At 66.1% G+C, this 12,170-nt stretch carries 6 protein-coding genes; 2 read left to right on the top strand and 4 right to left on the bottom strand.

Translation table 11 applies throughout. The annotated features are described in order from the left end of the window. Window positions 1-139: 139 nt before the first annotated feature. On the bottom strand, window positions 140-2,362 hold the full coding sequence (glgB, locus tag KPL76_RS08650; protein ID WP_216332354.1) for a 1,4-alpha-glucan branching protein GlgB: 2,223 nt from the start codon (window positions 2,360-2,362) through the stop codon (window positions 140-142). Further along, window positions 2,362-4,497, bottom strand: a complete 2,136-nt coding sequence (locus KPL76_RS08655) for an alpha-1,4-glucan--maltose-1-phosphate maltosyltransferase (RefSeq protein ID WP_371733884.1) — start codon at window positions 4,495-4,497, stop codon at window positions 2,362-2,364. Before KPL76_RS08655 ends, glgB begins: the two co-directional genes overlap by 1 nt. Before the next feature lie 176 nt (window positions 4,498-4,673). Between KPL76_RS08655 and glgP the strand changes: the two genes are divergently transcribed. Then, entirely contained in the window at window positions 4,674-7,283 is a 2,610-nt protein-coding gene (gene glgP, locus KPL76_RS08660; RefSeq protein ID WP_216332356.1) for an alpha-glucan family phosphorylase, read from the top strand. Between the two features lie 298 nt (window positions 7,284-7,581). Here glgP and glgX read toward each other — a convergent pair whose 3' ends face one another. Further along, window positions 7,582-9,636: a glycogen debranching protein GlgX gene (gene glgX, locus KPL76_RS08665; RefSeq protein ID WP_216332358.1), complete on the bottom strand. Its 2,055-nt coding sequence runs from the start codon at window positions 9,634-9,636 to the stop codon at window positions 7,582-7,584. A 57-nt stretch (window positions 9,637-9,693) separates the two neighbouring features. Between glgX and KPL76_RS08670 the strand changes: the two genes are divergently transcribed. Then, a complete protein-coding gene (locus KPL76_RS08670; RefSeq protein ID WP_216332359.1) occupies window positions 9,694-10,986 on the top strand; it encodes a cysteine desulfurase family protein in 1,293 nt (430 codons plus the stop codon). Between the two features lie 184 nt (window positions 10,987-11,170). Here the strand turns inward: KPL76_RS08670 and KPL76_RS08675 are convergent, their stop codons facing one another. Next, entirely contained in the window at window positions 11,171-12,169 is a 999-nt protein-coding gene (locus KPL76_RS08675) for an endonuclease/exonuclease/phosphatase family protein (RefSeq protein WP_216332362.1), read from the bottom strand. Window position 12,170: the final 1 nt, after the last annotated feature.

The following is a 12,170-nucleotide window of genomic DNA, read 5'->3' on the forward strand; positions in this document are numbered from 1 at the left end:
GTGAGCTGCGGAACGATGCCCACGTCCGGCCGTGGCGGGGGCGTCAGTCCGAAGGCGCTATGGGATGGCGTGCGGGTGCTCGACGGAGGCGCATCCGCCCAGCTCCGCCCGAAGTGCAGTGGCAGCCAGCGGCGCGGACTCAGGCGCGGGGGCGGGGCTTCAGGTAGAGAGCGGCCAGGGGAGGGAGGGTCAGCTCCACGGAGGCGGGGCGTCCCGACCAGGGCACGCTCTCGGCGGTGACGGCACCGAAGTTGCCGACGCCCGAACCGCCGAACTCGACGGCGTCGGTGTTGATGATCTCGTCCCAGATTCCGCCGAACGGCAGACCCACGCGGTACGGGCCGACAGGGGCGCCGGAGAAGTTCATCAGGACAGCGATCGGGTTGCCGTCGGCATCCCATCGAAGGAAGGAGACGAGGTTCTTCTCGCTCGACCCGCCGTCGATCCACTCGAAGCCGCCGGATTCGTTGTCGCGCGCCCAGAGCGCCGGGTTCTCGCGATAGACGGTGTTCAGCGACGAGACGAGGTGCAACAGTGCCCGGTGCACCGGCTGGTCGAGGATCCACCAGTCGAGGCCCCGTTCCTCGCTCCACTCCGAGGGCTGGCCGAACTCCTGGCCCATGAACAGCAGCTGCTTGCCCGGGTGCGCCCACATGAAGCCGAGGTACGCCCTCAGGTTCGCGAGCTTCTGCCAGTGGTCGCCCGGCATCTTCGACAGGAGTGATCCCTTGCCGTGCACGACCTCGTCGTGCGAGATCGGCAGCATGAAATTCTCGCTGAATGCGTACAGGAACGAGAACGTGATCTCACCGTGGTGGTGCGAGCGGTAGAGCGGATCTGTCTCGATGTACTGCAGGCTGTCGTGCATCCACCCCATGTTCCACTTGATGCCGAAGCCGAGCCCGCCCTGGTTCGTCGGGTGCGTAACGCCCGGCCAGCTGGTCGACTCCTCGGCGATCATCACGATGCCGGGGTAGCGTCGGTAGGCTGTGGCGTTGACCTCCTGCAGCAGACTGATCGCCTCGAGGTTCTCACGCCCGCCGTACTGGTTCGGCAGCCATTCGCCCGCCTTGCGCGAATAGTCGAGGTAGAGCATCGAGGCCACGGCATCGACCCGCAACCCATCGATGTGGAATTCCTCGAACCAGTACAGCGCATTCGCGACGAGGAAGTTGCGCACCTTCGAGTCTCCGAAGTTGAAGACCAGTGTGCCCCAGTCCGGTTGCTCACCGCGTCGCGGATCTGCGTGCTCGTAGAGGGGCTGGCCGTCGAAGTTCGCCAGGGCGAAGGAGTCCTTCGGAAAGTGACCCGGTACCCAGTCGAGAAGCACGCCGATGCCCGCCTGATGCAGGCGGTCGATGAGGTACCGCAGGTCATCCGGAGTGCCGAAGCGTGCCGTCGGTGCGTAGTAGCCGGTGACCTGGTAGCCCCATGACCCGCCGAATGGATGCTCGGCCAGGGGCATGAACTCGACGTGGGTGAAGCCCAGCTCGTTCATGTAGTCGATCAGCTGATCGGCCAGCGAACGGTAGTCGAGCCCGGGCCGCCACGAGCCGAGGTGCATCTCGTAGACGCTCATCGGCGAGTTGTGCGGGTCGGTCTCTGCCCGCGTCTGCATCCACTCCCCATCGGCCCATTCGTAGCTCGACTGGGTGATGACCGAGGCCGTCAAAGGCGGCACTTCGGTTCGGCGCGCCATCGGGTCTGCCTTGCTCACCCAGCCGCCGTGCTGTGTCAGCAGCTCGAACTTGTAGTTGCTGCCGGGCGCGAGGTCGGGAATGAACACCTCCCAGACGCCGGTCGCGCCCAGGCTGCGCATCGAGTGGCGTGTGCCGTCCCAACCGTTGAAGTCGCCGATCACGCGCACAGCGCGGGCATGTGGCGCCCAGACCGCGAACGAGGTGCCGGTGGTCGCCGAGTCGATGCCGTGGTGTGTGCGGTGGTGCGCCCCCAGAACGTCCCACAGCTGCTCGTGGCGGCCTTCGCCGATGAGGTGGAGGTCGAGTTCACCGAGTGTCGGTGAGAAGCGGTAAGGGTCATCGGCCGACCAGGTGGAGCCGTCGCCGTACGTGGCATCGATGAGGTAGTCGTCGAGCCCGGTGATGGTGAAACCCTGCCAGATGCCGCCGTACAAGTGGGTCAGCTGGGTGCGTGCCCCGTTGGAGAGCACCGCGACAACTTCGGTGGCGAGCGGACGAAGGGTGCGGATGACCGTGATGGGGTCGCCCGCACTGCCGGGGTCGATGAGGTGCTGGCCCAGGATGGAGTGTGGGTCGTAGTACGAACCGCTGGCGACCTGCTGCAGAACGTTCTCATCGATCTCGGGAATGGTCAGGGCGGTGAGGCCGTCGATCTGGGCCATCAGGTGTTGTCCGTTTCGTCGAGGTTCTGTGAGTCTGAGCCGGCGGCGGCCGTCGCGTCAGCCGGCTCGTCGGGGCTGTAGTGCACCGACAGGATGTGGACCGGCTCGGCGAAGGAATTCAGCCGCACGTAGTTGTCTGCGCCCCAGAGCCAAGAGGCGCCCGTGACCGCGTCGGTCACTCGGAACTGCGCCCCGGGCTCGAGGCCGAACTTGGTCACGTCGAGGCGAACGGTGGTCTCCCGTACCGACCAGGGGTCGACGTTCGCGACCACGATCAGGCCGTCAGGAAGGCCGCTCTCGGTGAACTCGCCCGCGATGTATTTGCTGTACACGAGAACCGAGTCGTCGTCGCTGGCATGGATGTCGAGATTGCGCAGCTGGTGAAGCGCGGGGTGTTCCGCCCTCGCCTTGTTGAGCAGGGTGAGGTACGGCGCAATCGAGGTTCCGGCGGCCGTTGCCGCCTCGAAGTCGCGTGGCCGGTATTCGTACTTCTCGTTGTCGATGTTCTCTTCGGAGCCGGGCCTGGCGACGTTCTCGATCAGCTCGTATCCCGAATACACTCCCCAGGTCGGCGACGCCGTCGCCGCGATCGCCGCCCTGATCTTGTACGCTGGGCGACCGCCGAACTGCAGGTAGGCGTGCAGGATGTCGGGCGTGTTCACGAACAGGTTGGGCCTGAAGAACGCCGCCGTCTCGTGTGCGAGCCCATCGAGGAACTCTTCGAGCTCCTCCTTCGTGTTGCGCCAGGTGAAGTAGGTGTACGACTGCTGGAAGCCCACCTTGGCGAGCGTCTGCATCAGCGCCGGCCGTGTGAAGGCCTCCGCGAGGAAGATGACGTCGGGATGCTCGGAGTTGACGGTGGCGATGATCCACTCCCAGAAGTCCAGCGGCTTCGTGTGGGGGTTGTCGACCCTGAAGATCCGCACGCCGGCAGCGATCCAGAACCGCAGAATGCGGAGTGCCTCTGCGCGGATACCGGCGGGATCGTTGTCGAAGTTGATCGGATAGATGTCCTGGTACTTCTTCGGCGGGTTCTCGGCGTAGGCGATGGACCCGTCGGGCAGGGTCGTGAACCACTCGGGGTGCTGCTTCACCCAGGGATGATCGGGCGAGGCCTGGAGCGCGAAGTCGAGCGCTATCTCGAGCCCGAGTTTCTCGGCTGCGGCACGGAAGATCTTGAACTGCGCGACCGTACCGAGGTCGGGATGCACGGCATCGTGGCCGCCGGCTTCGCCCCCGATCGCCCACGGAGAGCCGGGGTCGCCCGGTTCCACAGTGAGGGAGTTGTTGGGGCCCTTGCGGAAGGCCTCACCGATGGGATGGATCGGCGGCAGGTAGAGCACGTCGAATCCCATTGCTGCTACGGCAGGCAGGCGACGCGCGGCAGTGCGGAAGGTCCCGCTGGTGAACGTTCCGTCGGCCTGCTCCACAGCTCCGACCGAACGGGGGAAGAACTCGTACCAGGCGCCGTAGCCGGCGCGCTCGCGTTCGACTTTCAGTTCGTGCCAGTCGGAGAACGTGTCGAGGCTCGCGATCGGGCGATTCTCCACGGCGTGCAACACGGCCGCCGAGGTTGCCTGCTCGAGCCTGTCTGCAGCGGGGATGGCCGCGTCGACCACGAACAGGGCGAGGTCGTCGAACAGTGCACGTTCCTCTACGGGGCGCTCGGCATCGGCGCCGGCGAAGAGAAACAGTTTGCTCGCGATGGCGAAGGTCAGCTCGACATCGATCCCGGCGGGGACCTTGATCGAGGCGTTGTGCTCCCAGGTGGCGTAGTCGTCGCTGAAGGCGCGGATACGGAATCTCCACGCACCCTGCGTTGGCACATGGGCGAGTGTTTGAAAGCGATCGATGCCGGTGCCGATCATCCGGAGCCCGTGGGAGGAGGCCGCACCCGTTGGGTCGACGAGCTCGAGCCTGGCACCGACGGCGTCGTGGCCCTCGCGAAACACCGTTGCGCCGAACGGGATCACTTCACCGGCGAAAGCCTTTGCCGGCCATCGGCCGCCGGAGACCTGAGGGAAGACGTCGACGATGGGGATACGCCCGATCGCGGGGGTGAAGCCGGGTTCCGTCGGAGCCCCGGCTCGCTTGGGTGCCGCTCGGCCGGATGTCTTTGCCACTGTCTTAGCCACAGATTGACCGTACCAACAAAGGTCAGGGGAGGCGGCGGAAAAATTGCCCCCTTGTGCGTTTAACGTTCCGTAACGTACCTGTTCTAGGCTTGCGCGACAGGGGCAACGATGGAGCGCACCCGACACGTTGCTCCGTCAGTACCGAGGCACTGCTGTGTTCTTCGAAGGAGCTGTACGTGAAGGCAATACGCAAGTTCACCGTTCGATCTGTTCTGCCCCCTGAGCTGAAATCCGTGGGACAGCTTGCGGCGAACCTCCGCTGGTCGTGGCACGAGCCGACGCGCAGGCTCTTCGCGCATATCTCGCCAGACGACTGGGAGGCCAGCCTCGGTGACCCGATCGCGCTACTCGGTGCCGTCAGCCCTGCCAGACTGGCTGCCCTGGCCTCCGACGAGGGTTTCGTGGCCTGGGCGAACAGCCTGCGCGACGATCTGCATCGGTATCTCACCGAACCCCGCTGGTACCAGGGCCTCGAGGGGCCCAAGCCCCGTAGCATCGGCTACTTCTCACCCGAGTTCGGCATCGCCGCCGCGCTGCCGCAGTACTCCGGCGGGCTCGGGATACTGGCCGGGGACCATCTCAAGGCGGCATCGGACCTCGGGGTGCCCATCATCGGCGTCGGGCTGTTCTACCGTGCCGGGTACTTCCGGCAGGCGATCTCGCGTGACGGTTGGCAGCAGGAAAGCTACCCGATCCTCGACCCCGACGGGCTGCCGTTGAACGTGCTGCGGCTGGCGGACGGATCACCCGCCCAGGTCGTGCTTGCTCTTCCCGACGACCGCGCGCTCTACGCCCGGATCTGGCAGGCGCAGGTCGGGCGCATCCGGTTGCTGCTGCTCGACACCGACATCCCCGACAACGACGAAGACCTGCGGAGTGTCACCGACCGCCTGTACGGCGGCGGGGGTGAACATCGCCTGCTGCAGGAACTCCTCCTGGGGATCGGGGGAGTGCGCGCACTGAAGATCCTGGCGGAACTCACCGAGCAGCCGGAGCCCCAGGTCTTCCACACCAACGAAGGTCACGCCGGTTTTCTCGGCCTCGAGCGCATCTGCGACCTCATCGGCGAGGGGCTGTCGTTCGATGCCGCCCTGCAGGTGGTTCGTGCGGGCACGGTCTTCACCACCCACACTCCGGTTCCGGCCGGCATAGACCGGTTCGATGCCGCTGTCGTCGAGCGCTACTTCTCCACCGACCTCCTCCCCGGAGTCGACGTATCGGCCATTCTGGCGCTCGGCAATGAGGTCGCCAACGGCGGAGACCCTGGCATGTTCAACATGGCGATCATGGGCCTGCGCCTCGCGCAGCGGGCCAACGGCGTGTCGAAGCTGCACGGCGAGGTGAGCCGCGGAATGTTCGCAGGGCTCTGGCCGGGCTTCGACAGGGCCGATGTGCCGATCACCTCTGTGACCAATGGTGTGCACGCCCCGACCTGGACAGATCCGCTTCTCATGGAGCTCGCGCAGAACCGGCTCGGCACCCCCGACACGGCCACGGCCGACTGGATGTCGCCTGACGTCACCGACGACGACCTCTGGGCGGTTCGAAACGACATGCGCCGCCAGCTGGTGGCCGATGCCAGGCACCGCGTGACCGAAGCGTGGCTCGAGCGGAGCCCCGGCTCGATTCCTCCTTCGTGGTATCGCACCCTGCTCGACCCCGCCGTGCTCACGATCGGGTTCGCCCGGCGAGTACCGACCTACAAGCGCCTCACGCTGATGCTCCGCGACCCTGCCCGCCTGAAGTCGATCCTGCTCAACCCGACGCAGCCGGTACAGCTCGTGATCGCCGGCAAGTCGCACCCTGCTGACGAAGAAGGCAAGCGCCTCATCCAGAAGCTTGTGCAGTTCGCCTCGGACCCCGAGGTGCGGCACCGCATCGTGTTCCTGCCGAACTACGACATCGGCATGGCGCAGAAGCTCTACCCGGGTACCGACGTGTGGCTCAACAACCCGTTGCGGCCGCTCGAGGCCTGCGGAACATCCGGAATGAAGGCCGCCCTGAACGGCGGGCTCAACCTCTCGATTCTCGATGGCTGGTGGAACGAGTTCTACGACGGTGAGAACGGCTGGGCTATTCCGACGGCAGACAGCGCAGAGTCGGCAGAAGAGCGTGACCAGCTCGAGTCAGAGGCCCTGTACGATCTGATCGAACACCAGGTCGCGCCGCGGTTCTACGACCGCAACTCCGAGGGTGTGCCCGAGCGCTGGACCAAGTCGATCCGACACACGCTGGCCACACTCTCGCCGTCACTCTCGGCCGAGCGCATGGTCAGCGAGTACGTCACCCGCCTCTACGTACCCGCCTGCGCCGCCGAGAAGGCCGTCTCCGGCCACGACTATGCGCCCGCGATCGCGCTGTCGGACTGGAAGGCACGCGAGCGCGCGGCGTGGCCGAGTGTCGCGGTGGTACACGTCGAATCGGGTGGCCTCGACGACACGCCCCAGGTCGGCGATGAGCTGCAGGTCAGGGCCAGGGTGAACCTCGGCTCACTGACGCCTGACGACGTTTCGGTCGAGGTGGTCTACGGCCACACGGCGGTCGGCGACCAGTTGACGGATGCCCGGGCCGTCGCCCTCGCACCCACCGTCGTCTCGACCTCGACGACCCCGCTCACGGTGGTCGCCCCCGGGGTCGTACCGACCGATGCTGACGGCCTCTATGGGTTCTCGGGCACTGTCGTACTCGAGCACGCGGGTTCGTTCGGGTACACCGTTCGCGTTGTGCCGAGGCACGAGCTTCTGGCGTCGTCTGCCGAGCTGGGCCTAATCGCGACCGCTCGCTGAGCGGTACTTGGCGTCCACCCGTTCGTCCACACGCATCACCGTGTGCACACTGCACGTGGCATCGCGTGTGGACGAATGGGTGGTCGTGGTGGGATCGTGACCTGACAAAGCACAGCTTTGTCAGCGCTGGCGTCGCGGCGAGCATCCACTGGATGCCCGCTTGAAGCTCCAGCGCGCGTGTGGACGAACGAGTGTACGAGGTGGGGCTGTGACCTGACAAAGCACAGCTTTGTCAGCGCTGGCGTCGCGGCGGGCATCCACTGGATGCCCGCTTGAAGCTCCAGCGCGCGCGTGGGGGTCAGTCTGCGCGGAAGAGCTGCAGTGAGCTCGCCGACACGGTGAGCTCGGTGCCGGGGGCGAAGACGATGGCGGGAGCATCCTCTCCCGGAGGAGTGTCGTCGTTGCTGTCCCAGAGCAGGGTATAACCGGCCACGCCCTCGTGACGCGGCAGGATCACACTGGTGGGCGATTCGATGCCGTGGATCACCAGCAGGATGCGGTTGAACTCTTCGCGCTCGGGTGTCGACGCTGCAAGGAACTGCAGGGTGCGGTTCTCGGCTGAATTCCAGTCCCAGACGCTCATCTCATCGCCGTCGGCGTCGTACCAGTCCATCTGGCTCGCGCTCGGCGTGGTCTCGCCGAAGACGCCGAAATGCGAGGGACGGAGGGCTGGGTTCTCGTGGCGGAGTTTCAGCAGGTGCTGCGTGGTCTGCCAGAGGCCGTTCTGCCACTTGCGGCGATCCCAGCTGAGCCAGGTGAGTTCACTGTCGTGACAGTAGGCGTTGTTGTTGCCCTTCTGGCTTCGGCCGAATTCGTCACCTGCGGTGATCATCGGTGTGCCGGCCGAGAGGAGAAGCGTCGCCATCATGTTGCGGATGGTGCGGCGCCGGCTTGCCTCGATGACGCGGTTCGTCGTCGGCCCTTCGACGCCGTGGTTGTACGACATGTTGTTGTCGGTGCCGTCGCGGTTCGACTCGCCGTTGCCGACGTTGTGCTTCACGTCGTAGGCCGTGAGGTCGGCGAGGGTGAAACCGTCGTGGGCCGTGATGAAGTTGACGGAGGCGAGGGGGCCGCGAGTCTGGGAGAAGGTGTTCGACGACCCCGCCAGGCGTGTGGCGAGCATCCCGACGCCGTCGCCGGGGGAGCCGTGTTCGCGCATCGATCGCACGTCGCGCAGCCAGAACTTGCGCATGCGGTCACGGTAGCGGTCGTTCCACTCCTGCCAGCCCTCGGGGAAGTTGCCCGTCTGCCAGCCGCCCATGCCCACGTCCCAGGGTTCGGCGATCATCTTGACGTCTTTCAGCTCCGGGTCGCTGATGATCGCGTCGAGAATAGGGTGCTGCGGGTCGAAGTACGCGTCGGCGTTGCGGCCGAGCGTGGCTGCGAGGTCGAAACGGAACCCGTCGATCTGCACGTCGTTCGCCCAGTACTTCAACGAGTCGAGAACGAGCCGCGAGACAGCGGGCACCGAGGTGTTGACGCTGTTGCCGCAGCCGGTGACGTCGATGTAGTTGCCCGATTTGGTCTGTCGGTAGTAGTTCGCGTTGTCGATGCCTCGAAAGCTGGTGCGCGGGCCGTTCGGCCCTTCTTCTGCGGTGTGGTTGTAGACCACATCGAGAATGACTTCGAGGCCCGCTTCGTGCAGCAGCTTGACCATGCCCTTGAACTCGCGCAGCACTGCGCTCGGGCCATTGGCCTGCGCCTCGCGCGTGCCGTAGAACGAGTGCGGGCTGAAGAAGTTGAGGGTGTTGTAGCCCCAGTAGTTGCTGAGCCCCTGTTTCATGAGGCGACGCTCCGACACGAAGGCGTGTACCGGGAGCAACTGCACGGCCGTGACGCCGAGTTTCTTGAGGTAGCTGATGGTCGTTTCGTGCGCGAGACCGGCGTAGGTGCCGCGGAGGTGTTCGGGCATCCGGTTGTTGAGCCTGCTGAGCCCTTTCACGTGGCCCTCGTAGATGACCGTGTGGTCGAGCGGGGTGTTCGGCTTGACGGAGCCATTCCAGTTGAAATCGTTGTCGACGACGACACTTCGCCAGATGTCAGGGCCTGTGCGGGTCAGGCCTCGCGCATACGGGTCGAGCAGAAGCGCATTCGGGTCGAACGAGTTCATCGGGCCGTCGGGGCCGTTGACTCGCAGGGCGTACTTGCGGCCAGGGGTGAGTGACTTTGTCCTGCCGAACCAGACGTTGTTAGCGTCGCGGGTCAGCGCAACGGTCTTGAAGATCCACTTCGAATCCTTGTGGTCGAACAGGCACAGCTCGATCTGGCTGGCGTTCTCTGACCACACCCGGATCTCGCCGCCGCTGGCGGTCTGTCTGATGCCGAGGTTGGCGAGGGCATCGGCGTGTGTCATGAGTCTTAGAGTAGTGAATGGTTGTTACAGCAAGAAAAACGGGAGTCTCGGGCGAACATGGCGATCTACCTCGATCACGCGGCGACCACGCCGATGATTCCGGATGCCCTGCAGGCCTACATCGGGGCACTCAGCGTGGTCGGCAACCCCTCGTCGATCCACTCGCAGGGGCAGCAGGCCAAGCAGTTGCTCGAGGAGTCGCGTGAGGTGGTTGCGGCCTCCCTCGGAGCCGACGCTGTCGAGGTCGTCTTCACCTCGGGGGGCACGGAGTCGATCAACCTCGGGATCAAGGGCCTGTACTGGAATCGGCAGCAGGAGCAGCACGCCCGGCCGCGCATCCTGGTCCCTGGCGGAGAGCACCATGCGACGAACGATGCCGTCGAGTGGCTCGTGCGGCACGAGGGTGCCGTCGTCGAGTGGCTTCCGGTCGATTCGTACGGGCGACTGCACCCCGACGTCCTGCGTGCCGCGCTCGCTGGCACCGGTGCGGCGGCGGGCGTGGCAGACGTCGACCTGACGCGAAACGCCCTCGGTGAGCCCGAAGAGGGCGAGTCGCGTCCGGTCGATTCTCTCGGCGGCGAGCCGCGGGGCGCCGCCGATGTCGCGCTGGTGAGCTTTCTCTGGGCAAACAACGAGGTGGGCACGCTCCAGCCGGTCGCCGAACTCGCGGCCGTTGCGGCGGAGTTCGGGGTTCCTGTGCACGTGGACGCGGTCTCGGCCTACGGCTACCTGCCGATCGACTTCCACGGCATCGGAGTTGCGGCGCTCAGCGTCTCTGCGCACAAGATCGGTGGGCCTGTCGGGGTCGGAGCACTTCTCGTGGCGCGCACGGCCGACGTCGTGCCCCTCATCCACGGCGGAAACCAGCAGCGCGGGCGATCCGGCACGCAGGACGCAGCAGGGGCCGTGGCGTTCGCTGCGGCTGCGCGGTCGGCGACGGCAGGGCTGCCGGATTTTGCTGAATCGCTGGCCGGCCTTCGCGATCGCCTGGTGTCGGGCATCCGGTCGTCTGTGCCCTCGGCGGTGCTGAGGGGCGACCCGCACCCTGCCGGCCGGCTTCCGGGCAACGCTCACTTCACGTTCGCCGGGTGCGAGGGCGATTCGCTGCTCTTCCTGCTCGATGTCGCCGGTTTCTCGGTTTCGACGGGCTCTGCCTGCCAGGCAGGGGTGCCGGAGGTCTCGCACGTGCTCACCGCGATGGGCGTGCCGGAGGCGGAGGCGCGGGGTGCGTTGCGGTTCACAATCGGCCACGGAACCACCCAGGCCGATGTCGATGCGCTCGTGTCGGCGCTACCGGGTGCAGTCAGCCGCGCGTCGAAGGCCGGTTTCGCTGACCGCACCGTCGGCTGAGCCCGCGAGCTGATGTTCATCGCTCAGGGATAGTTGACCCGACCGGCGGAAGGAGGGGCCCTGTGGCTCTGCCGCCCCGCGGCCACACGTGCCGATTCTCAGGCTCTCGGCTGCTCAACGGCTCACTCATTGGTTGGCCGGGAAGCCAGAAGCCTCGCGGTGTGGCACCGGGACGTTGTGATTCTCAGAGGTTCATGCTCGTCAGGATGGCGCGGTGGTCGCTGTCGCCGGCTCTCAGTGTGGTGTTCGACGTGACAGTCATTCCTCGCTGCAGGAGGTGGTCGAGGCGGGTCAGGGGGAGCGGGGTGGGCCACGTGCTGCCGAACATCCCTTCGCTCTGATTGGACTCCGTCAGCTGTGATTCGATTCCCGCCATGGCCCGATCGGTTGAGGCGGCGTTGAAGTCGCCCACCGCGATCACCCGGTTGTTCTCGTCTCTCGGCAGGGTTGTGGCGAGCGCGGACAGCATCGAGTCTCGCGCAGAAACGTCTCCCGGCCTCGCCGAGGCAGCGTGGATGACGTAGATACTGACAAGGCCCTGCGGTGTCTGCAGGTCGGCGGCGAGGGCTCGGTTCCAGCCCAGGCCGAGGTTCAGGGGTTGCGCGTTGAGAACGGGGTACTTGCTCCACAGCCCGACGGTGCCGACTCCGTACGAATAGGGATATGCCGATGCGAGGGTCGCGGAGATGGTGTCGAAGTCGGTCGAGGTCATCTCTTCGAGAGCGATGACGTCGGCCCCGGTCGCGGCGAGCGCCGTGGCCGACTGGGCGCCGGTGCCCGAGGTCGCTTCGATGTTCTGGCTGGCGACGGTGAGGCTCGTGCCCTCTGCCGTCGACGGTGGTACGGCACCCCAGGAGAGCGGCACGATCGAGGGGCCGAACAGCAGAGCCCAGGCCGCGATCGGCGCCAGAACGGCGAGCCAGGCCCGGCGCCGCCTGCTGATGAGTGCGAGTACCCCGAGGGGGAGCACCAGCAGCCCGAACCAGGGGATCGCCGTGTCGAGCACGAGGCCAACGCCTGCGATGTCGGGCACGGCCGTGTGGAAGAGGAGCAGCCCGACGAGCAGCAGTGCGAGGATGACCGTGGTGATGCCGAGCGTGGAGCTGCCTCTGCGTGGCACGACGGCGTGCCCCTCAGGTGTGCTGACGGGTACCGGGCGGGTCGGGGTGGAGAGAAACGACATC

Origin of the sequence: Subtercola sp. PAMC28395 (genome assembly GCF_018889995.1) — a bacterium.
GTDB lineage: Bacteria > Actinomycetota > Actinomycetes > Actinomycetales > Microbacteriaceae > Subtercola.